Below are 21,468 nucleotides of genomic sequence, written 5' to 3'. Positions count from 1 at the left end.
GGTAAGCGTCAGGTACTTTGTTTACTCATGCTCGGGAGCGACAACGAAAATACCCGGGGCATTACGCAGGTATTCGTTGTAATCCATTCCGTAGCCGAAAATGTAATGGTCATCGACCTGCAGGCCTACAAAATCCGCTTCTTTCAGGCCGTTGGGAACGCGCTTGTGATGCTTATCAACCAAAACCGCGCTATACACTTCCCCAGCACCCATTTTTTTAATTTCTTCAATGATTGCTGCCAGGGTCACGCCGCCGTCCAGAATGTCGTCGACAACCAGCACCGTTCTGCCGGTTAATTCCACGCTTGGCCTTACTTTCCATACCAAATCGCCGCCGGTAATATCACCGCGGTATCGAGTGGCATGTACATAATCCACCTCCAGCGGAAAATCGAGCCGGGGTAACAAGTTACCCATGGGGACCAGACCCCCGATCATCACACAGAGAATGATGGGATTTTTATCGTGCAGTGTTTCCTGAATTTTAATGGCCATGCGATCAAGCGCCGCTTCAACCTCTTTTGTGGTGAATAAAAGAGTGGATTTTTCATAAACTTCTTTAATTTTTTCGGGAATAGACATCAAAAATTCCAAATAATAATTTTCAGGGTATTCTAACAGCTTTATTGATATTCACCAGCGCCTGCGCGTGGGCCATGGTTACTCTTTCCGCTTTCCGGCCATAGGAAACAGGCTGACCTTGTTATCATCACGCCCTTTATCTCGCATTTTAGCCACACCCTGTTTTTCTACCTCATCAATACGGAATATGGTGTGCATGGGGATGTAGGTGCGCTTGATTGTGCTGAATTCCATTTTTAAACGTTCTTCGGAGGGATCCACGACCAGTGACGTGTTTTCTCCAAAAACAAACTCTTCAACCTCAAGAAAGCCAAACATCTCGCTCTCGCTCACTTTGCGGGCATAGATTTCGTATACACTGTCCTGATTGGCGAACGTGATACGATAAATTCGTCTTTTTGACATAACACTGACTCACAAAATCACTTGCCGCCAAGTATAACCAAACTTGAATGAGGGATACAGTAAAATAGCCTATTGATGAGGATTGCGGCACTGGGCCCTGAAAATGGGGGTTGAATCGACCAGCAGATCCGCCGCTTCGGGCTCAGGGAGTAAATCACTTTCTACGTATTTCTGCACGACAAGGCAATAAAAGCCAGCCGGTAGCGGTGAAATCATCTTGCCTATCACATTCAGGATTTGTAATCGACGCCGCCATTTCTCCGTTCTAGCGGGTGGCGCATAATAGAAAGTATTAAAATGGCATTGCATGTAACCACGGTGGATAAGCGCCCGTTTGATGGAAAAAACCGATTTTGGATAGCCCAAGGCACCGTTAAAGCAGGCGTTTTTGGAGTAACGTAACCACCCGCCCCACAGACTTATGGGATTAATCCCCAACAAAACCAGATACCCCATCGGTTTTAACACCCTGTCCCATTCATCGAGTGGATGTTCCAGATGAGTAAACGCCTCCAGCGCCAAGGGCGCGATGATGCAATCAACGCTGTCACGATCCAGGGGTAATTGATTAAATTTGGTGACCAGCGTGGTTTTATTTGGATCAAAATGAGTCATGGCAAGCCATTTATGCTGAAAACGAAGGGAAGAAAACCATAAGTTCTCGCTACCGCTGCCGAGTTGTAGCATAATTTCGCCATGGAGAAGCTGTTTTAGATGAGCCAATTCCGTTTCGAATGCCTGAGCAATGTCTTTGCCCAAAGGACTGGCAAACCATTGCTCAAGTGCACAAAAACGATCGATTGGGTCGTGGCAAGCCAACATGAGCCTCAGGCAGGAAAAAAAAGTATATTTTTTATCATAGACCGCGCCGCACCAGCAAGCAATGTTCAAATATGGAGATTTATCAATAAATTATGATCAGTAGTCAAGAAAATTATAATTTAGCCGATTTAAATGCAGTAGTGGTAATTTTTGTCTATAGTTATCATATAATTAAAAGGTAAGTTTCCATGGCAACTGCTGCAGAAGAACAACGCTTACAGGGAATTGCTCAGCTGATGGTCCATGAGAGCCTTCTGGACAAGGATAAAGCTATTGAGTACCAGAATCAGGCTCAGGCGAACAAGCAGTCACTATTGCAGTACCTGGTCTCCAATAACCTGCTTTCTGCCGAAAAAATTGCGTTCACCGTAGCCCAGAATTTTGGTGTACCCCTGATTGATCTCGATGCGATTGACCCTGATACCATGCCAACAAGTCTGGTTAACGAGAAATTAATCAGACGCCACTCCATCGTGCCACTTTTTACCCGCGATAATCATCTGTTTCTGGCAACCGACGATCCAAGCAAACAGGCTTCTCTTAAAGAAATCCAGTTTCACACCGGCCTGCACTCCAATGCGGTAGTCGTTGAAACCAACAAACTCAATAAATTAATCGACAAATTGCTGAACGAGAAGGATAGCCAGGGCCTGACCGATTATGTGGAGGATGGCGCCGGCGATCTTGAAGGCCTTGAAATCAGTGCTGACGATGAGGAACAGGATACCGATTCCAGTACGGCAAACGATGATGCACCCGTGGTTAAATTTGTTAATAAAATTCTGGTTGAAGCCATTAAAAAAGGCGTGTCGGATATCCATTTTGAACCTTATGAAAAAGAATACCGTATCCGCTATCGTCAGGATGGCATTTTGACGGAGGTCGCCACGCCGCCGGTCAGCCTGTCCAGCCGAATTACTGCCCGGATAAAAGTCATGTCGAATCTTGACATTTCAGAACGTCGTATTCCTCAGGATGGACGCTTTAAAATGAAGCTTTCACGCACCCGAGCCATTGATTTCCGGGTCAGCACCTGCCCCACCGTCGGTGGCGAAAAAGTGGTGATGCGTATTCTTGACCCCGGCTCGACAAAACTGGGGATTGAAGCCCTGGGATTCAGCAGCTGGCAACGCGCGCACTTTGTTAAAGCCATTGAAAAGCCACAAGGCATGATTTTGGTGACTGGCCCGACAGGAAGCGGTAAAACCGTCTCCCTGTACACGGCATTAAATATCCTGAACACCATAGAGACCAACATTTCCACTGCCGAAGATCCGGTGGAAATTAAAGTACCGGGCATTAACCAGGTGAATATTAACCCCAAAGCGGGCCTGACCTTCTCCAGCACACTTCGATCTTTCCTTCGCCAGGATCCGGACGTCATCATGGTCGGGGAGATTCGCGATCTTGAAACCGCAGAAATCGCGGTCAAGGCTGCCCAGACCGGACACCTGGTGCTGTCTACCCTGCACACCAACAGTGCGGCGGAGACCCTGACCCGTTTGATTAACATGGGCATCCCGTCTTTTAACATCGCAAGCTCGGTAAGCCTGCTAATCGCCCAGCGTCTCGCAAGGCGTTTATGTGAACAATGCAAAGCCCCGCGTGACGATTTCACGCCGCAAAGTTTGATTGAGCTGGGTTTTAAAGAAGAGGATGCACAGCACGTCACGCCCTACAAGGCGGTAGGCTGCAATCAATGTAATAACGGCTACAGGGGACGGGTGGGCCTTTTTGAAGTCATGCCTATGTCAAAAGCCATCGGTCAAATCATTATGACGGGCGGCAACTCACTGGACATCCTGAAACAGGCTCAAACCGAAGGCATGCTGACGATTTATCAATCGGGTCTCGAAAAAATCAAAGACGGTGTCACCACCATTGAGGAGGTCAATCGGGTAACCGTTGATTAAAGGCTATGGAAAAAGCAAAAAACGACATCATAACCTACCAATGGGAAGGGGTGAATAAAGCCGGCGAGAAGGTGAATGGGGTCATTGATGCCCGAAGCCTTGCCATTGCCAAAGCCGACCTTCGCAAACAGGGGATCATTACTAAAAAAGTCGTCAAAAAACGAAAGCCCTTTTTTGACAAAAAAAATAAAAAAATTACGCAGGGTGATATTACCGTTTTCAGCCGTCAGATGGCGACCATGATTGAAGCCGGCATTCCCTTAATTCAATCCTTCGATATCGTTGCCAAGGGCCAAAGCAACCAGAAAATGCGTGATCTTATCGAGACCATTAAACGGGATGTGGAAACTGGCCTGACACTGGCTGAATCACTGCAGAAACACCCCGCGTATTTTAATGAACTCTTTTGCAACCTGGTTGATGCGGGTGAAAAATCAGGCTCCCTGGAAATCATGCTGGACAAGGTCGCGACTTATAAGGAAAAAATTGAAACCATTAAGAAGAAAATCAAGAAAGCCTTAACCTACCCCATGGCTGTATTGGTTGTCGCTTTTTTAGTGACCACCGCGCTAATGATATTTGTGGTACCCCAGTTTGAATCCTTGTTTGAAGGATTTGGTGCTGATTTACCCGCCATGACCCGAATGGTTGTCGACATGTCTGAATTTTTCCAATCCTATTGGTACATTATGTTCGGCGCCATAGGCGGCGCCATTTATGCCTTTATCTATTTTAAAAATCACTCGCCGCAATTCGCCCACTCCATTGATCGGGCCATGTTAAAATTCCCGGTGGTAGGCCCCATCCTTGAGAAAGCGGCCATTGCCCGTTTTACCCGAACCCTGTCCATTACCTTTGCAGCCGGTTTGCCTCTGGTTGAAGCTTTAAAATCGGTGTCCGGAGCAACCGGTAACATCCTGTATGCCAAAGCCACCGACAAGATCAGGGAGGAAGTGTCCACCGGGCAGCAAATGCAGGTGGCCATGGACAACACACACCTGTTTCCTAATATGGTCATTCAGATGGTGGCTATCGGTGAAGAATCCGGAGCCCTGGAACAAATGCTGGGTAAAGTGGCGGATTTCTATGAAGAAGAAGTGGATAACGCCGTGGATGCCTTGAGCAGCCTGCTCGAACCCATTATCATGTCCATTTTAGGGGTTTTGGTCGGCGGCCTGGTGGTGGCCATGTACCTGCCGATTTTCAAACTGGGTTCAGCGGTCTAAGGAACAGGAATTCCATGGAATTAAATCATCTTCTCGCAACCTATCTTTATGTTTTCATTGGCATTCTTTCCTTGTTGGTAGGCAGCCTGCTCAATGTGGTTATTTATCGCCTTCCTCTCATGCTTCGCGCTGAATTCCTGCGAGACTATCAGGAGCTGACAAACCAGGAGAGCCATGAGAAAAAACCATCCATTAATTTGTTTTTACCACGTTCGTTCTGCCCGGCCTGTCAAAACACGGTCAAAGCGCGCCACAATATCCCCCTTGTGAGTTACCTCTGGTTGCGCGGAAAATGCGCTTATTGCGGCCATCCTATTTCCAAACGCTACCCACTGGTTGAATTAATAACCCTGCTGCTGTCATTAGTAGCCATGTGGCACTTTGGCTTAACCCTGCATTTGCCCTTTGCTCTGCTGTTCATTTGGCTGCTTATTCCCATGTTTTTCATTGATTTGGACCATCAGCTGCTTCCTGACAGTTTAACGCTGGGGCTTCTTTGGCTTGGTCTTCTTGCCAATACTGCCAATCTTTTTACCCCTCTGCCCATTGCCGTGCTCAGCGCAGCCGGTGCTTACCTGATTCTCTGGCTATTTATTCAGTTATTTTATCTGGTGACGGGTAAAGTCGGCATGGGCAATGGCGATTTTAAACTGTTTGCCGCCTTCGGCGCCTGGTTTGGCTGGACACAGTTGCCGCTTATTTTATTACTGGCCTCCATATCGGGGGCAGTAATAGGCTCGATTTATCTGCGCCTGCAACAAAAAGGCAGAGAAACCCCCATCGCTTTCGGTCCCTTTTTATGCATCGCCGCACTCATTTCACTGTTTTTCGGTAAAGACATCATTCACTGGTACCTGAAACTTTGGTTTTAGATGCGGGCTGAACCCCGCCGGTGCGGGTGGATAATCATAAACAATGTGCAATGAAAATTGACTTAAGCATTAAGTGAGGTACCGCCGCCACCTCGGCGTTTCATCAGGGCAGAAAAGAATTCCGGTTTGTTAAGGCCAATGGCTGCAAAAATCTGCGGCACCTTGTCCCAGCTGTTTTCTTGTTCAATGCTTGCGACAACCAACTCAAACCCCTTATCCCTGTCCACAGTCACGCCCCAGCCATTGATGTAGCATAAGCCGTGCAGTCGCTTGGCCTGAACATGTCCCAGTGCTTCCGCTGCCTGCAAATAAGCCAGCGCTTCATCATAAAGCTGGCGCATTTGCCGCTCATTGCTGGGGCTGGCAAAGACACCACCCTTTTGCAGTTCATCACGGCACTTGGCTTCTTCAAGCAGATGACTGCCCAGTTCGTATTGTGCGGCACTGTCATCCAGATTGGTAGAGGCACGCAAGGTTTCCCATACCATTTCATCGGCAAACGGAAATTTTTTATGTCCTCTCAATAACTTGTAAACAGAAGCCAACTGGTGGTATAGGCCTATTTCCTTAGTCACCATGTCCTCTGTGGGTTGATTATGAACACGACTTTGCTGCATTGACTTGATTTTCCTGGTCAATGACTTCACTTTATGGCCCTTAAAAAGAATCATCTCGTCCCCCTTAATCGATAATTGGTACAGCCATCAGCCATTCAAAAAACCACAGAGCCACTACGGCCAGTATGATTAAAATAATCAATTTGCCGCCAAAACTGAATGTTTCCTTAACATCCTGACGTAGATTAACCATGGACTCTTCGTCCATTTCCTCATTGACAATACCATGAATGCGATTATCAATCGCATTGGAAATAAAATAGGAAATAATCCCAGCGATAATGGCTGGCAGCAAAACAATGAGAAAAACAACACCACCCGCACCGACTTCACTCATCGTATACGATTCTTTCAGATTCTCCCGCCAGATAAAGACGAATTCCGGTACATCGTAATTCCAGTTCCAGAGCGCGGCGGGTAAAATATAGAATGAAAAAAGCAAGAAGCTTAAGCCAACGACCAAGGCTATCATGCCAATAATGAAGAGAACTTTATTTTGCTCAAAGCGATCATGTTCCATAATGCCTAATCCATTCAGTAGGGGAAAATCTGGAATTTGCAATGACTCTGCACAATTTTCTTTATTTTCCTGTAACATAATGATTATAAGAAGGTATGCGGAATTAGGCAAAGCAAATGTGCGTCCGCCGCATCATCCGGACAGGCAAACGTTATTAGATGAGGTTTTTGATGCGACATGTGTTTATGATTTCCGATGGAACGGGTATTACCGCTGAAAACCTGGGCAATAGTCTGATGACCCAGTTTGGCGATATCCCTTTTGAGAAGCGAACGGTTCCCTATGTCGATACCATAGAAAAAGCCGAGGCGGTAGTACTGGAAATTAATCAACGGTTTGAAGAAACCGGCGCTAAGCCGCTGGTGTTCATGACCCTCATCAACAGTGAAATTGCCAAAACCATTAAACAGGCCCAGGCCTGCGTTTATGATTTATTCAATACTTTCCTTGGCCCCCTGGAAAAAGAACTCAATTCCAAATCATCCTATACGGTGGGCCGCGCGCATGGGGTCGCCAACACCCAATCCTACACCCACCGTATTGAAGCCATCGACTACGCATTGGCACACGATGATGGGGTAAAAATTCGCGGCTACGATCAGGCCGACATCATCCTCATTGGTGTCTCTCGCTGCGGTAAAACACCAAGCTGCCTGTACATGGCCCTGCATTTTGGCGTTCTGGCGGCAAACTACCCCTTTACTGAAGAAGACCTAACTAGTTTTCGCTTACCGGATAGCCTGCGCCCGTACAAGAGTAAATTATTCGGTTTAACCATCGATGCCGAGCGTTTGCAGCATATTCGTACTGAAAGGCGTCCTAACAGCAAATACGCCTCGGCGGAACAGTGCCGGCTTGAGGTCGCTGAAGTCGAAGCCATGTATCGACGCGAAAACATCCCTTACCTTAACTCCACCCGTTTTTCCATTGAGGAAATAGCGACCAAGGTATTAGCCATCGCTGGAATCAAGCGGAAATTTTAAGTCTTGCCTGCTTGATGAGGCCTGCTGGCCATCAAGCAGATACAAGGGAACCTGCGAGGAATAATCCGGGTTGGCCTGATAAGCCACACCCGGATTGGATCCACCGTGACAATCGCCTTAGGCTTGCCAGAGCGTCATGAAGTCAGTAACCGGCATAGCGCTCAGGGTATTGGTGTCATTCATGGCTTTCAGTATTTCATCGCACCGTTCGTCAGAAAAACGGGTGTTGAGATTACGAATAAACTTATCCATCAACACGGGAATTCCCTCTTCACGACGCCGTTGATGACCGATGGGGTACTCGACCGTGATTAACTCGCTTTGACTGCCATCATTGAAATGAATACGCATGCTATTAGCAATCGAACGCTTTTCCGGGTCATGGTAGTCTTGAGAAAAACGAACATTTTCACTGACTTGCATTTTAGCACGCAAGGCATCAATCCGGGGATCGGAAGCCACGTCGTCTTCATAGTGCTCTGCTTTCAAGTCGCCATGCAATAAAGCAACCGCCACCATGTACTGCAAACAGTGATCACGATCGGCGGGATTATGCAATGCACCCTGTTTGCTGATAATGCGGATCGCTGACTCATGCGTCACCAATTCAATGCGGCTTATTTCCGCAAGGCGGTTTTTAATTTGATCATGCAACTGTACCGCACACTCCACCGCGGTTTGGGCATGGAATTCGGCAGGATAAGATAATTTAAACAACACATTTTCCATCACATACGATCCATACGGTCTTTGGAATTTAAACGGCTTCCCATCAAACAGTACATCGTAAAAACCCCACTTGGGCGCCGAAAGGGCACTGGGATACCCCATTTCTCCACTTGCAGTCATCAGGGCAAGACGAACGGCTCTGGATGTGGCATCACCTGCAGCCCAGGATTTGCGGGAACCGGCATTGGGTGCATGGCGATAAGTTCTTAAGCTTTGGCCATCCACGAACACTTGCGACAAGGTGCGCATCAGTTGATCTCTGTCTGCACCCAGCAATAAAGCCGCCACCGCACTGCTTGCGACTTTAACCAGAATGACATGGTCAAGGCCTACGCGGTTAAAGCTGTTCTCCAAAGCCAGGCAACCCTGAATTTCATGAGCCTTGATCATGGCGGTCAAGACAGTGTGCATCGACAGCGGCGGCTGGTTGTTTTTTATATTCTGACGGCTGATGTAATCGGCTACTGCGAGAATGGCTCCCAGATTATCCGAAGGATGGCCCCACTCGGCTGCAAGCCAGGTGTCATTAAAATCCAGCCAGCGGATCATGGCGCCAATGTTAAAAGCGGCCTGCACGGGATCAAGCTCATACCCTGTGCCCGGAACACGCGCACCGCCGGGCAGTATGGCGCCCGGTACAACAGGTCCAAGCAATTTGGTGCATTCTGGAAAATTTAATGCCAGCATGCCGCAACCCAAGGTATCCATGAGGCACAAGCGCGCCGTTTCATAAGCCTTGGGGCTCTTGATTTCATGGTTTAACACGTAATCTGCAATGTCACTGATTACCTTGTCATAATCGGGTTTTACATTGTCTTCAACATACGAATGCATATTATCCTCTTGCTTCAATGGCTATATAGGCTCGTGGTTCAGGCCCCGTGTATTCCGACGTGGGGCGGATTAACCGGTTATCCGCGCGTTGTTCGAAAACATGCGCAGACCAGCCGGTAATGCGTGACATCACAAAAATGGGTGTAAACAGCGGCGTCGGAATATCGACGTAGTGGTAAGCCGATGCACTGTAGAAATCCAGATTGGGGAATAATTTTTTCTCACGTCGCATGACGGCCTCGACACGCTCGGAAATGGTGAACAATGACGTGTCGTTTTTCGCCATGGCAAGTTTTTTTGACCAGGATTTGATGATGTCGGAACGCGGGTCGCAATCTTTATACACCCGATGGCCAAAACCCATGATTTTGGCTTTTTGAGCCAGCATGGTCATTAATTTTTCTTCTGCTTCATCCGGATCGCGAAACTGACTCAGCAGCTCCATGGCCGCTTCATTGGCGCCGCCATGCAAAGGCCCTCTTAAGGTGCCGATGGCTGTGGTAATGGCTGAATAAAAGTCAGATAAAGTCGCCGCCGTGACTCTGGCCGCAAAGGTTGAGGCATTAAATTCATGCTCCGCGTACAAAATCAGAGAAACATTCATCATGTCACGTTCAAGCGTGGACGGCTTACGCCCATGAAGAAGGGCCATGAAATGACCACCGATGGTCTCTTCGTCGCTGTATTCGGAAATGTCCTTGCCGTTGAAATGCCAGGCATACCAATAACACATAATCCCCGGAAACAGCGCCAGCAAACGGTCAGCAATATCATACTGCTGTTTAAAATCATGCTCAGGTTCGAGGGTGCCAAGCATGGAGCAGGCCGTTCTTAACACATCCATGGGGTGCGTGTTTTTGGGTATCAGCTTCAACACCGTTTTTAACGTGTCGGGGATTTCCCTTAAACCGGTCAGCTTTTGAGTGTAACGGGTCAGTTCATTACGTGTTGGCAAATGGCCGTAGTGCAGCAGGTAAGCCACTTCTTCAAATGTGGCATAGGCGGCTAAATCATCAATAGAATAGCCGCGATAATTCAATCCTGCGCCCTCATGTCCCACAGTCGCGATAGCCGATTGGCCCGCAATCACCCCTTCCAGACCGGCTGTACTATTGACCATGTTCTCCCTCCATTAATTCATCCAGTTTTTTTTCATAATCGTGATAGCCCAGAACATCATACAGATCGCTGCGCGTCTGCATGATGTCCAGCAACTCACGCTGTGTCCCTTCCTGCACCACGGTTGTGTAGACTTTTAACGCCGCGTAAGCCATGGCGCGAAATGCGCTTAAAGGGTAAAGAATCAGGCTTACCCCGGCATCCGCCAGTTCCTGCCGTGTAAACAAGGGGGTTTTACCAAATTCGGTGATGTTGGCCAGCACGGGCACGTTCACCCGCGCAGCAAATTCACGGTATTCCTCCAATCGGGTCATGGCTTCGGGAAAAATCATGTCCGCGCCGAGTTCCACACAACGCAGCGCCCTGTCGACCGCTGCCGCCATCCCTTCGACAGCATAGGCATCCGTCCGCGCCATGATGACAAAATCATCACTGGTACGCGCATCGACAGCGGCCTTGATTCGATCCCCCATTTCCTGCTGGGAAACAATGGCTTTGTTGGGGCGGTGGCCGCAGCGCTTGGCAAGAACCTGGTCTTCGATGTGAATGGCGGCGACGCCGGTTTTTTCCATCCGCTTGACTGTTCTGGCAATATTAAAGGCATGTCCCCAACCGGTATCCACATCAACCAGCAGCGGCAAATCGCAGGCATCGGTAATACGGCGTGCATCATCAAGCACTTCACTTAGGTTGGTCATTCCCAAATCGGGCAGACCATAAGAAGCATTGGCCACCCCGGCACCGGAAAGATAGATGGCCTGACACCCAGCCTGCTCCGCCAGCATGGCGCTATAGGCATTGATGGTTCCCATTACCTGCAAAGGCGCTTGTTCCCTGATCAGTTTTCGAAACTGTCTCCCTGAAGGACATGATGACACGTTGCTCTCCCTAAACATCCAATTCGCTTTTTTATCACGACGGGAGATGGATGGCAACAATCAGGTTATTGAAAAATCCTCTGATTTCTGTGAAAAACAGCTGGAGAGAGGAAGAAGCCCGGGGCATACCCCGGGCCTGGACGCTTATTTGGCAGAGAGTTCTTTCCACCAGTGCGTTTTGGTGTCAGTAGCCCAGTTGCCTTCGCGCATGCGGTTGACAAAGGCTTCTGTTTTTTCAGGGGTTGAGGAATTTTTATCGAGTTTAATGCACCAGTCCCAGTCACCCGTGGTAGACCACATTTTCTCAACACCATCCCATTTCATCATGGAACTTAAATCTGACCAAGGCTTATTTGACTTCATAAAAATTACACTATTCCAAGCGTTCATTATTACTGTCCTTGTTAAAGTTGATCTAGGATTACTTAAGAATACCTTAAGTGATCTCAGAATAGCTCAAATAGGGATGACTTGCCAAAGAAGAGAAAAAAAATTTCACCATTGAGCCGACATTGTTGCAGGCGCTCGATTAAACCATCGAACGCTAAATAACCAATTGCCCTTTGGAATACCAGCGGCAGTTTCCGGAAATAAAGACCCGCTCATTCTGCATTTCACAGTGCAATTCCCCTTTGCGGAATGAGCCCTGCACCGCCTTAAGGCTTTGTTTTTGCAAACGTTGAGTCCAGAAGGGAGTCAATACGCAATGCGCAGAACCAGTCACCGGATCTTCCGGAATATTGTGTTTTGGATAAAAGCAACGGGAATAAAAATCCACCTCCACGCCTGGTGCCGTGAGAATTAATCCTCTTTTGGGTAATTTGGCAAGTTCGGTCAGATTCACAGAAGCCTTAAGCACCTGTGCCTCGTTGTCAAGGACAGCCAGGTAATCAAGGTCACTTTCATACATTTCCACAAGCGGTTCATCCACCAAGGCAATCAGCAAGGCCGGTTTATCAAAGGCTTTGTAATGGAGCGTCGGAAAATCCAGGACGTAGCGATTGCCGCGTTTGCGCACACTGAGTAAGCCACTGAGGCTTTTGAACTCAATGTGTTCCCCATCGACGTATCCCAGCTCAAACAGGGCAAATCCGGCAGCCAGCGTCGCATGTCCGCACAAACTGATTTCACCCCGGGGCGTAAACCAGCGGATACGGAACCCTTCGTGATCACGGATAACAAAAGCGGTTTCTGACAAATTATTCTCAACCGCTATGGCCTGCATCAGTTCGTCATTCAGCCATTCGCTCAACAGGCACACCGCGGCAGGATTGCCATGGAAGACCTTATCAGTAAACGCATCGATCTGGAAAATTTCCATACTTTGCATAGCAGACCTCATAATTAAAACAAGGATGGCAAGATTAGCCACCTGATGGATTCATTGCAAGAATTTATTAGACGGTAACTCACTATTCTTCTGCCTGCGCTTGACGAGAACGAATAATTCGCCGTAATAAAAAGCGAGAGGGCGACACAGCTTTCATCATGCTTCTTGAAAAAAAACCAGGCTCACCGCTGATTTGCCCGGCAAGCCATTCGGCACTGAGAGGAATAGTCGTTAATCCCCGCGAACCAAACCCAGCGCAAACATACAGTCCAGGATACACCGGTGGCGGCCTGTTAATCCAGCGTTCGGCATGGATGCCCAAGTCCGCATAGCACTCTAAAAACCGCTCTTCAACCGGGACTGCACCCACCAGAGGCAGGTAATCCGGCGTTGCGCCTCTGACGCCTGCCCAGCTGCTGGCAACCGCGTCACGATGAAATTGAAGCTCGCAAGCCATGGGACTGATTTTCTGTACATTGACCCAATCATCGTCAGGGCGGCAAAGGACGCGTTGCTGATTTAAATGGTAGGTGGCGCCCAGGGCGTGCAGATTGTTTTTCGCCGGAAGCACATGCCCCTCGCCACACAAGGGTAAAGTCAGTCTGGCACTGTTCTCCTGCGCCTGCACGAAACTGATTTGTCCACCGATGGGTTTGATGGGCAAACTGGCAGTCTGGACGAATTGATTGGCACGAAAACCCGACGTAATAATGACAACATCGCCTGTCTGCCCATTGACATGCCACTGACCGCCCTCAGCCTGCAGGTCAGTGACTGTGGTCTGCCCAAACCACTGCACCTGGGGCGATTGTTGTAGCAGGTAATGGCATAATTCACGGCTGTTTAGCCACCCCGAGAGCGGGATGAACAAACCGGAGAACGCCACCTGGAGCCCCGCCAGCTCAGAAGCTGCTGCCGCTGACATCGGCATGGCCAATTGCGGGTAGGCAAGCAGCCAATCCTGCATGCTTTGCTGGGCTTTTAATTCTCGGGCAGTGCAGGCCAATTGCAAAATACCCTGCATGTCCCCTTCGATCGTCACCCCGACTATCTGTTTATAAAAAGCCTGCGCATAGAGAAAAGCCGCAAGCATGAATTCGGTTAAAGGTGAACGGTAGGCTGACAGCCGGGGATACACCACGGCACGCTCATTGCCCGATGCCCCTGACGCCGCCTGCGGCCCCTCGTCAAACAATTGAACCTGCCATCCTCGCCGGCTTAACGCATGGGCGCAGAAACACCCCGCCAAGCCCGCCCCGACAATGATGGCTTTCTTTTGTCCTGTGAGACCTGGAGTATAAAACCAGGGCGTTTGCCGTCTGCGTTTGGATTGCCTTGCCTCTGCCAATTCAGCGGTGAGCATGTGACGTTTTTTGCCGTAGCCTGCCTTTTTCGTCAGGATAAAGCCCGAAGCCTCAAGCCCTGTTTTAACCTGAGCGGCTGCAGAATAGGTGGCTACTGTCGTGCCCGGTCGCGATAGCAGTGCCATGGTTTGAAACAGGGAGTGGGTCCACATGCGTTCGTTTTTACCGGGTGAAAACCCATCGAGATACCAGGCATCCACGGCAGTATGAGAAAAGGCCCGATCCAATTCCCTGTCGCCAGACAGGAGCAATTCGTCAAAGCAGTGTTGAACTTCACCCAGCATCAGAATTAAGTGAATGCGTCCCTGCTCAAAGGACAAACGGTGAAAGCCCGGCGTCAGAACGGGGTATTCATCAAGTAGTTGTTGTGACACGGCCTGCAGGGGAGGCCATAATTGCAGGCAAGCCTCCAAATCGTCTTTCTTTAACGGAAATTTTTCACAACTGAAATAGAATAAACGCGCGTTTTCGGGGGCGTGACGTTGCCAGAATTGCCAGGTCAACAGGAAATTAAGGCCCGTACCAAAACCCGTTTCAGCAATAGTAAACAGGGGATTTTCCTGCGCATGCAGCCGGGCTATGCGTTCTTTGAGACGGTTGCCTTCGATGAAAACGTACTGCTTTTCCGCAAAACCGTCTTCACGGGAAAAATACACATCATCAAATGCAGGGGAATAAGGCAGACCTTCCCGCCACGTCAGGTCTGCCGTCTGAATTACAGTAAAGGGACTACTCAAACCACCCTCGGTTAAATTGTTGCGTAATTGCCTTTTTCCAGCGCCACAGAAGGCTCCTCGCTCATCCAGCGTTTAAGGACCGGGACGAGAATGAACAGAACGAACCCGGATGCAATAGCAAAAAGGCCAAGGTAAAGAAACACATGGCTATACCCCGCATTGGTTATCACGGGATCAGTGCTGTCCATTCCGGCAGTCATCCAGTTGGAGCTATAACTGGAAAGCGTTGCGCCCACGCCAGAGGTCAGCATCCACATCCCCATCATGCCGCCCTGAAGGGAGCTTGGGGCCAATGCACCAATCATGGCATAGCCAACAGGCGATATTAACAACTCGCCCACACTTTGCAATACAAAACTTAAAACCACCCAGCCAGGCGACACCAGGCCATCCTGAGTGGCTCTGGCAATTCCTGCCGGCAGCAGCACAAAGGCCAAGCCAATCAACAGCAATGCCAGCGCAAACTGAGTGGGGATATTGACATTGACTCCACGGGCGCGCAGTCGATTTAAGGCTAAACTCATCAAGGGGCCCCCTACCACAATGCAGATGGTATTGATGTTTTGAAACCACTGCGGCGGAATGGTCATTAGCATCCAGTGACGCTGCACGTTGTGGGCAATGAAATGGGTCAGCCCCATGGGACCTATCTGAAACAGCATCCAGAATACGGTTCCAACCACCATGAGCAGTGCGAAGGCATGGATTTTTTCACGCGCTTTCTGCGTACTTTGCTGACGTGCAAGCACGCAGGCAAGAATTAACATGGCAACACCGGTGACCAGCACCAGTTTATTGGCAAATTCCGCGTAGTGCAGAAGTTGGCTCAACACCAGAGGCAACACCAACACCATCACAATACCCATCAGCGAAGCCCGACGCCGCGCTGGTTTATCGAGACGACTGTAGGGTGAGTTGTTGTCAGACAGGGTATGCCAATAATAAAGACAGATGAGCAGGGCCAGCAAATTACCTAGACAGCTTAACAAGAATAAACGCTGGTAATTATGAGAGAGCTGAAAATACCCGCTTAAGCTAAAACCGATAAAAAAGCCGATATTCATTCCCGCGTAGTTAAATAAAAACGCCGATTCACGTCGGGTATCGGCGGGTTTAAAGCGCTGTGTCAACATGCAGTTAATGCAGGTGACGTTGAGGCCACAACCGGTTAGGAAGGCCGCAAGGCCCACGTAGAGAAAATCCGGATTGACCGTGGCAAGCAGAATGCAGCCGATGATTTGGGCAATCATCCCCAGGCTGAACAGGGAGCGATAGGAAAAGAAACGCCCGCCCCAATACCCGCCAAGCAAATGTAATGCATAGTTGAAGGCGACGAATACTCCGGTAATGCTATTGGCCAGGCGCGGAGACAACCCGAGCTTGCCCGTAATGTACAGCACCAGGGTTGAATAGAGTACGCTAAAGCTTAAAGTCGAAAAGATTTGAATAAAAAACAATGCAACAATCCCATCCGGTAAATTATTCCATGCTGATTTATTACTATCCGTAATCGACATTAATGCCTTCCTTTTTTTAGTCAAACCAAGTCGACTATGCCATGCAATTTTTTGACTGTCTACGCCGTTTTACAATAAAGATAATCTTCTTGGCATTGGGGTCTTTTTCTTTACAAATTATTATCACTGTGTCTTAAAAATAAATTAACTTCACCACAGACAACACTATGCTCATATATAATTCAAAAAGAATGTATTTAGCACGAAAAGTAGCGTAAAATACCCTCTGTTTTTAGTAACAAGTTGATGTAAAAATTAAATTGTCGTTATAGTGATTGAAATCAATCCGGATTTGATTATGCAGAGAAAAATCTATTTTACCGGCATCGAAAAACGGTGCGGCAAATCGTTTGTTTCCCTTGGGCTCCTGGCAAGCTTGAAGGAGCAATGCCCCGATCTGCGTTGCTACAAACTCTTTTCGGAAGCGGATAATTCCCAGATTCCTCTGCTTAAAGACCTCTCGCAATCCCAACTGAATCCGCTGATGGATGTGAATCAGGGGATTTTGATGATGCGGAATCAACCCGAGGATTTGCTTTCTCAGGTTTTTGAAGCCACTCAATGCACTGAGAAGACTAAAATCAGCTATTTTGAAGGAACCGATTTCGAAAGCGACAATGATGCGTTTGAGTTTCAATTCAACCTCACCCTGGCTTCGCAGCTGAACTGTGATCTCATCGTGGTGGTATCTGCCCGTGAACGGACGCTTGATCATACTTTTTCTCTATTGAATACCACCCTTGAAGCCGCCCGGAAACAACATGCCAACTTAGTTGGCATTATTATTAACCGCGTCACGCACGCGGACGAAAACGATTATCAGGAACGTTTGCTCGCCGAATTCGGCCACCTTGCTTTAACCGCTGTTATTCCGGAGTTTGATGCCCTGGCTAATCCGACCGTCCAGGATGTCGCGCAAAAACTAAAGGCTGACGTCATTTGCGGCAAGGATGAGCTGCTTCGACCCGTTAAACAAATGACCATCGCCGCCAAAACCGTGGGCAACTTCCTGGAGTCGCGGCTGGATCGCAATGGCATGCTCATCATTACCCCGTCGGATCGGGTGGATATTCTGCTAGGCTCGCTGCTGGCCGATCAATCCGCCAATTACCCTAAAATTGCCGGGATTGTGTTAACCGGCGGCGAAATGCCGGGCAGTGTGCTTTGTGAAATTATCGCCGGGCTTGAACGCCCATTCCCGGTGTTATTAACGCAATGCAAAACCTATGAAACCGCAACAACGCTCTATTCCGCCAAATTCAGCTTAAATCAGGACAATCCCGGCAAGGTCGCCGACACCATCGTTGCCCTTAAACCGTTTTTATACGAACCCGTTATTAACCTGTTGCAGCACCAATCCTTACCCAACCGCCTCTCGCCGGCTGTTTTCCTTTATGAATTGATACGCAGAGCCAAACAGGCCAAAAGGCACATCGTGCTGCCAGAAGGCGACGAGCCTCGCATTTTGATTGCGGCAGACTATTTATTGAAACGAAACGTGGTAAAAATTACGTTGCTGGGTAATCCTGATAAAATTCACCTGTTAGCCAAACGCATGGATCTGTCCTTACCCAATGTCCAGATCATCGATGTGGAAACCAGCCTTCAGCGTGAGCAATTTGCCCAGGCCTACTATGAATTGCGCAAACATAAAAATGTCAATTTACCCATCGCTCTTGAACGAATGAGCGATGTCAATTATTTTGCCGCCATGATGGTGTATACCAATCAAGCGGATGGAATGGTCTCCGGCGCAGTCCATACCACCGCCGATACAGTCAGACCAGCCCTGGAAATTATTAAAACCAAACGGGGCGTGACCAAAGTCTCTTCCATCTTCATCATGTGCATGCCCTCCCGGGTGCTCATCTATGGGGATTGCGCCATTAATCCTGAACCGGACAGCATTACTCTGGCGGAGATTGCCTTGCAAGCGGTCAATATTGCCAAACAATTAGGCATTGAACCGAAAGTCGCCCTGCTGTCTTACTCTTCAGGCAGTTCAGGCAAAGGCGACAGTGTTGAAAAAGTGGCCAAAGCCATGGCACTGGTAAAACAACAACAACCTGAATTATTGGCTGAAGGCCCCATTCAATACGATGCCGCCGTGGATCCCGAGGTAGCCCGTAAAAAACTCCCCAATTCCCGCTTGGCCGGCGATGCAAACGTCCTTATTTTTCCTGATTTAAATACCGGCAACAACACCTACAAAGCCGTCCAGCGCGAAAGCGGCGCCCTGGCAATCGGACCGGTTCTGCTAGGATTAAACAAACCGGTCAATGATCTAAGCCGTGGCTGCACGCCCCAGGACATCATTAACACCATTCTGGTCACCGCCATTCAGGTTGAAGGAGAGTCTGCGTGAATATTTTAACCATTAATGCCGGCAGCTCTTCCATAAAATACAAAGCCTATGCAGTTGACCATGGCAACAGCAAGGTCATTCTTTCCGGACTGATTGAAGGCATCGGTGAAAACAGCAGCCAATGGCATCATCAGTTCCATGGCAAACAAAGCAGTACCCACCGTTTTATTGATCACCGCCAGGCTTTTGCCGAGCTTGCCGAACAACTGCGGCGCGATCTCAACGAGCATCCCATTCATGGCGTAGGCCATCGCGTCGTCCATGGCGGCATTGATTTGTTTGAACCGACGGTGATTACCCCTGCGGTGTTACAGGCTATTGAGAATCTGGCCAATTTAGCCCCCATTCATAATCCGGTGAATGCAGAGGGCATTCTTCTGGCACAGCAATTTTACCCCGCCGCCACCCATGTCGCCCTTTTTGACAGCGGCTTTCACCACACCATGCCTGCCTACGTGCATCAATATGCCATTGATAGTGAACTCACCAGAAAATACCCCATCAGGCGGTATGGTTTTCATGGCATTAACCATGAATACGTGGCCAGAGAAATGGCCGTTCACTTACAGAAACCGTTGAGCGCCTGTCAATTCATTACCTTGCATCTTGGCAACGGTGCCAGTGCCTGCTTAATTAAAAACGGCCAATCGTTTGACACCACCATGGGCATGACTCCTCTGCCGGGTCTCATGATGGGCACCCGCTGTGGCGACCTTGATCCGGCCATTATTTTCTACCTGCTTGACCAGGGATACACTGCCCGTGAAATTGATAACTTGCTTAATAAAAAAAGTGGGCTTAAAGGCATCGCCCACGACAATGACATGCGGCGAATTTTGGCGCGCGCAGAGTCGGGGGATAACGAGGCGAGGCTTGCGATTGACATGTATGTGTACCGAATTCAAAAAACCATCGGTGCTTACCTGAGCCAGCTTGACACGCTGGATGCGCTTATTTTTACCGGCGGCATTGGTGAGAATGCCTACCCTATCCGCGAGGCAGTGCTCGAACCACTGAAACCCCTGGGATTTCATCTCGACAAGGCGCTGAATCAAACCACGCAAAATCACCTGTGGCCTATTCATTCCCAAGGCCATCCAATCTATGTCGTTCGCGGCGACGAAGAGCAATTGATGTCACAAAAAGTGGCCGAAATACTGACAAAAAATGCTTAATCATGAACAAGCCTTAGGTATAAACCGAAGGTTTGTTCATATTGGCAGCATCCTTATAAAATTCGCCGATTTAAACAGTCGTTTTCATGCACTCAGCCAACACGGTTTCCGCAGCCAGGTGCGTCAATCGTAGTTCCTCTTCTGCGTGCGCACTGGACACAAAACCAGCCTCATACATGGAAGGAGCAAAATAAATCCCCTTTTGCAACATGCCATGGAAAAAGCGTTTAAACAGCATTTCATTGGAAGCCGCGACATCGGTGTAATTATCGATGGTTTGTTTGCCATTAAAGCAAAAACCAAACATACCCCCTAATGAGGCTGCAAAGAATGGGATACGCATGTCGGCGGTGATGTCCTGCAAGCCTTTAACGAGTTGGCTGGTGGTCAGACTTAATTTCTCGTAAAAACCAGGTTTGGCAATTTCCTGAAGTGTCGCAAGACCCGCAGCCATGGCCAGAGGATTGCCGGATAAAGTCCCGGCCTGATAGACCGGCCCCTGCGGCGCTAAATGGCACATAATGTCCGCTTTGCCGCCGATAGCACCGACAGGCATTCCACCGCCGATGACTTTACCAAGCGTGGTCAAATCCGGGGTTATTTTGAAAACCTGCTGAGCACCACCCAACCCGACTCGAAATCCGGTCATCACCTCATCAAAAATAAGGACCGTGTTGTCGGTATCACAGAGCGTGCGTAAACCCTGCAAAAAATCAGGTTTTGGCAGCACAAAACCCATGTTGCCCGCCACAGGCTCAAGAATAATCGCCGCCACATCGCCTGAAAACTGTTCCATCAGGCGAGTAGTCTGTTCAAGATCGTTAAAATCAGCCGTTAACGTGTGTTCGGTGACGCTTGGCGGTATACCGGGGGTTGCGGGAATTCCAAGCGTCAACAAGCCCGAACCTGCTTTAACCAGCAGGCTGTCATTATGACCATGATAGCACCCATTAAATTTAATGATTTTGTTTTTACCGGTATACCCTCTGGCTAAACGGATGGCCGTCATGGTTGCTTCCGTACCAGAATTCACCATGCGTACTTTCTCAATGGCTGGCATCAATTCAATGATCTTTTCCGCAAGACGCACCTCAAGCTCGGTAGGCGCACCAAAACTCATGCCGTTATGAAGAACGTTCGCAACGGCCTCCAGCACGGATGGAAAGCAATGCCCCAGAATTAAAGGCCCCCACGAGCCGACATAATCAATGTAGTGGCGGTCATCGACATCCACCAGATAAGCGCCTTTGCCCTGCTTGAAGAAAATGGGCTCACCGCCGACGCCTTTAAACGCACGAACGGGTGAATTGACGCCGCCAGGAATAACAGACTGGGCTCGGGAAAATAATTCGTGTGAATTGCTCATGACGACTCCATTGCCAAAAAAAGGCTATAATATCCAGTTTTACAAAGAGTGGCAAAAAAAAGCGGATAAACTTTACATTGTTTTTGACTGTGGTTAAATTACCGCTTTTTAGTT

The 21,468-nt window shown here is 48.7% G+C and carries 19 protein-coding genes; 6 read left to right on the top strand and 13 right to left on the bottom strand.

The genetic code is table 11. From position 1 onward, the window contains the following. Positions 1-21: 21 nt before the first annotated feature. From GH742_RS07645 to GH742_RS07635, 3 genes are all read right to left on the bottom strand, one after another. Complete coding sequence (locus GH742_RS07645; protein WP_203454090.1) at positions 22-582, bottom strand: hypoxanthine-guanine phosphoribosyltransferase; 561 nt, start codon at positions 580-582, stop codon at positions 22-24. Between the two features lie 78 nt (positions 583-660). Beyond that, complete coding sequence (locus GH742_RS07640; RefSeq protein ID WP_108291617.1) at positions 661-987, bottom strand: DUF1820 family protein; 327 nt, start codon at positions 985-987, stop codon at positions 661-663. Positions 988-1,056: 69 nt separating this feature from the next. Then, complete coding sequence (locus GH742_RS07635; protein ID WP_203454088.1) at positions 1,057-1,809, bottom strand: class I SAM-dependent methyltransferase; 753 nt, start codon at positions 1,807-1,809, stop codon at positions 1,057-1,059. Positions 1,810-1,997: 188 nt separating this feature from the next. On the opposite strand from GH742_RS07635, the gene pilB reads away from it, so the two are divergent. Genes pilB through GH742_RS07620 form a run of 3 tightly spaced genes read left to right on the top strand, consistent with a single transcriptional unit; the run spans position 1,998 to position 5,820 of the window. Continuing rightward, complete coding sequence (gene pilB, locus GH742_RS07630) at positions 1,998-3,722, top strand: type IV-A pilus assembly ATPase PilB (RefSeq protein WP_203454079.1); 1,725 nt, start codon at positions 1,998-2,000, stop codon at positions 3,720-3,722. Positions 3,723-3,727: 5 nt separating this feature from the next. Further along, positions 3,728-4,948, top strand: coding sequence for a type II secretion system F family protein (locus GH742_RS07625; RefSeq protein WP_108291623.1), 1,221 nt, complete (start codon positions 3,728-3,730; stop codon positions 4,946-4,948). A 14-nt stretch (positions 4,949-4,962) separates the two neighbouring features. Next, positions 4,963-5,820, top strand: a complete 858-nt coding sequence (locus tag GH742_RS07620) for an A24 family peptidase (protein ID WP_203454077.1) — start codon at positions 4,963-4,965, stop codon at positions 5,818-5,820. A 62-nt stretch (positions 5,821-5,882) separates the two neighbouring features. Here the strand turns inward: GH742_RS07620 and GH742_RS07615 are convergent, their stop codons facing one another. Together GH742_RS07615 and GH742_RS07610 are read right to left on the bottom strand one after the other, a co-directional pair. Continuing rightward, complete coding sequence (locus GH742_RS07615; RefSeq protein WP_203454075.1) at positions 5,883-6,491, bottom strand: hypothetical protein; 609 nt, start codon at positions 6,489-6,491, stop codon at positions 5,883-5,885. A 10-nt stretch (positions 6,492-6,501) separates the two neighbouring features. After that, entirely contained in the window at positions 6,502-6,957 is a 456-nt protein-coding gene (locus tag GH742_RS07610) for a hypothetical protein (RefSeq protein ID WP_203454073.1), read from the bottom strand. Positions 6,958-7,124: 167 nt separating this feature from the next. On the opposite strand from GH742_RS07610, the gene GH742_RS07605 reads away from it, so the two are divergent. Continuing rightward, complete coding sequence (locus GH742_RS07605) at positions 7,125-7,940, top strand: pyruvate, water dikinase regulatory protein (protein WP_203454071.1); 816 nt, start codon at positions 7,125-7,127, stop codon at positions 7,938-7,940. Positions 7,941-8,057: 117 nt separating this feature from the next. On the opposite strand, the gene GH742_RS07600 is transcribed toward GH742_RS07605, so the two are convergent. The 7 genes from GH742_RS07600 to GH742_RS07570 all read right to left on the bottom strand — a co-directional run bounded on the left by GH742_RS07600 (position 8,058) and on the right by GH742_RS07570 (position 16,448). Beyond that, positions 8,058-9,503, bottom strand: a complete 1,446-nt coding sequence (locus GH742_RS07600) for a bifunctional 2-methylcitrate dehydratase/aconitate hydratase (protein ID WP_203454069.1) — start codon at positions 9,501-9,503, stop codon at positions 8,058-8,060. 1 nt (position 9,504) lies between these two features. Continuing rightward, positions 9,505-10,623 carry a 2-methylcitrate synthase gene (gene prpC / locus GH742_RS07595; RefSeq protein WP_203454062.1) on the bottom strand — a complete coding sequence of 373 codons (1,119 nt, stop codon included), beginning with the start codon at positions 10,621-10,623 and terminating at the stop codon, positions 9,505-9,507. Further along, positions 10,613-11,434, bottom strand: coding sequence for a methylisocitrate lyase (prpB, locus tag GH742_RS07590; protein WP_370569550.1), 822 nt, complete (start codon positions 11,432-11,434; stop codon positions 10,613-10,615). The genes prpC and prpB overlap by 11 nt, the downstream gene beginning before the upstream one ends. A 210-nt stretch (positions 11,435-11,644) precedes the next feature. Further along, positions 11,645-11,827, bottom strand: coding sequence for a hypothetical protein (locus tag GH742_RS07585; protein ID WP_239005175.1), 183 nt, complete (start codon positions 11,825-11,827; stop codon positions 11,645-11,647). Between the two features lie 217 nt (positions 11,828-12,044). Continuing rightward, positions 12,045-12,830 (bottom strand): PhzF family phenazine biosynthesis protein, encoded by a 786-nt coding sequence (locus tag GH742_RS07580; RefSeq protein ID WP_203454054.1) that lies wholly within the window; start codon positions 12,828-12,830, stop codon positions 12,045-12,047. An 82-nt stretch (positions 12,831-12,912) separates the two neighbouring features. Beyond that, positions 12,913-14,931 carry a bifunctional tRNA (5-methylaminomethyl-2-thiouridine)(34)-methyltransferase MnmD/FAD-dependent 5-carboxymethylaminomethyl-2-thiouridine(34) oxidoreductase MnmC gene (mnmC, locus tag GH742_RS07575; protein WP_203454052.1) on the bottom strand — a complete coding sequence of 673 codons (2,019 nt, stop codon included), beginning with the start codon at positions 14,929-14,931 and terminating at the stop codon, positions 12,913-12,915. A gap of 11 nt (positions 14,932-14,942) precedes the next feature. Further along, the gene (locus GH742_RS07570; RefSeq protein ID WP_203454050.1) at positions 14,943-16,448 is read right to left on the bottom strand and encodes a peptide MFS transporter; all 1,506 of its coding nucleotides are present in this window, start codon (positions 16,446-16,448) and stop codon (positions 14,943-14,945) included. A 298-nt stretch (positions 16,449-16,746) separates the two neighbouring features. On the opposite strand from GH742_RS07570, the gene pta reads away from it, so the two are divergent. Beyond that, a complete protein-coding gene (pta, locus tag GH742_RS07565; protein ID WP_203454048.1) occupies positions 16,747-18,813 on the top strand; it encodes a phosphate acetyltransferase in 2,067 nt (688 codons plus the stop codon). Beyond that, complete coding sequence (locus GH742_RS07560; RefSeq protein ID WP_203454046.1) at positions 18,810-19,988, top strand: acetate/propionate family kinase; 1,179 nt, start codon at positions 18,810-18,812, stop codon at positions 19,986-19,988. Before pta ends, GH742_RS07560 begins: the two co-directional genes overlap by 4 nt. 70 nt (positions 19,989-20,058) lie before the next feature. Here the strand turns inward: GH742_RS07560 and hemL are convergent, their stop codons facing one another. After that, on the bottom strand, positions 20,059-21,354 hold the full coding sequence (gene hemL / locus GH742_RS07555; protein WP_203454044.1) for a glutamate-1-semialdehyde 2,1-aminomutase: 1,296 nt from the start codon (positions 21,352-21,354) through the stop codon (positions 20,059-20,061). Between the last annotated feature and the right edge of the window lie 114 nt (positions 21,355-21,468).

Source organism: Legionella sp. MW5194, from assembly GCF_016864235.1.
In the GTDB taxonomy this organism is placed as follows: Bacteria; Pseudomonadota; Gammaproteobacteria; order Legionellales; family Legionellaceae; genus Legionella_C.
The sequence above is the reverse complement of the archived record's forward strand: the minus strand, read 5'-3'. Positions and strand labels throughout refer to the sequence as shown.

What these genes read in the sequence shown, in the direction of transcription:
- GH742_RS07645 (WP_203454090.1), bottom strand. Translation starts at nt 582, where the DNA reads ATGTCTATTCCCGAAAAAATTAAAGAAGTTTATGAAAAATCCACTCTT.
- GH742_RS07640 (WP_108291617.1), bottom strand. Translation starts at nt 987, where the DNA reads ATGTCAAAAAGACGAATTTATCGTATCACGTTCGCCAATCAGGACAGT.
- GH742_RS07635 (WP_203454088.1), bottom strand. Translation starts at nt 1,809, where the DNA reads ATGTTGGCTTGCCACGACCCAATCGATCGTTTTTGTGCACTTGAGCAA.
- pilB (WP_203454079.1), top strand. Translation starts at nt 1,998, where the DNA reads ATGGCAACTGCTGCAGAAGAACAACGCTTACAGGGAATTGCTCAGCTG.
- GH742_RS07625 (WP_108291623.1), top strand. Translation starts at nt 3,728, where the DNA reads ATGGAAAAAGCAAAAAACGACATCATAACCTACCAATGGGAAGGGGTG.
- GH742_RS07620 (WP_203454077.1), top strand. Translation starts at nt 4,963, where the DNA reads ATGGAATTAAATCATCTTCTCGCAACCTATCTTTATGTTTTCATTGGC.
- GH742_RS07615 (WP_203454075.1), bottom strand. Translation starts at nt 6,491, where the DNA reads ATGATTCTTTTTAAGGGCCATAAAGTGAAGTCATTGACCAGGAAAATC.
- GH742_RS07610 (WP_203454073.1), bottom strand. Translation starts at nt 6,957, where the DNA reads ATGGAACATGATCGCTTTGAGCAAAATAAAGTTCTCTTCATTATTGGC.
- GH742_RS07600 (WP_203454069.1), bottom strand. Translation starts at nt 9,503, where the DNA reads ATGCATTCGTATGTTGAAGACAATGTAAAACCCGATTATGACAAGGTA.
- prpC (WP_203454062.1), bottom strand. Translation starts at nt 10,623, where the DNA reads ATGGTCAATAGTACAGCCGGTCTGGAAGGGGTGATTGCGGGCCAATCG.
- prpB (WP_370569550.1), bottom strand. Translation starts at nt 11,434, where the DNA reads ATGGGAACCATCAATGCCTATAGCGCCATGCTGGCGGAGCAGGCTGGG.
- GH742_RS07585 (WP_239005175.1), bottom strand. Translation starts at nt 11,827, where the DNA reads ATGATGAAATGGGATGGTGTTGAGAAAATGTGGTCTACCACGGGTGAC.
- GH742_RS07580 (WP_203454054.1), bottom strand. Translation starts at nt 12,830, where the DNA reads ATGCAAAGTATGGAAATTTTCCAGATCGATGCGTTTACTGATAAGGTC.
- GH742_RS07570 (WP_203454050.1), bottom strand. Translation starts at nt 16,448, where the DNA reads ATGTCGATTACGGATAGTAATAAATCAGCATGGAATAATTTACCGGAT.
- pta (WP_203454048.1), top strand. Translation starts at nt 16,747, where the DNA reads ATGCAGAGAAAAATCTATTTTACCGGCATCGAAAAACGGTGCGGCAAA.
- hemL (WP_203454044.1), bottom strand. Translation starts at nt 21,354, where the DNA reads ATGAGCAATTCACACGAATTATTTTCCCGAGCCCAGTCTGTTATTCCT.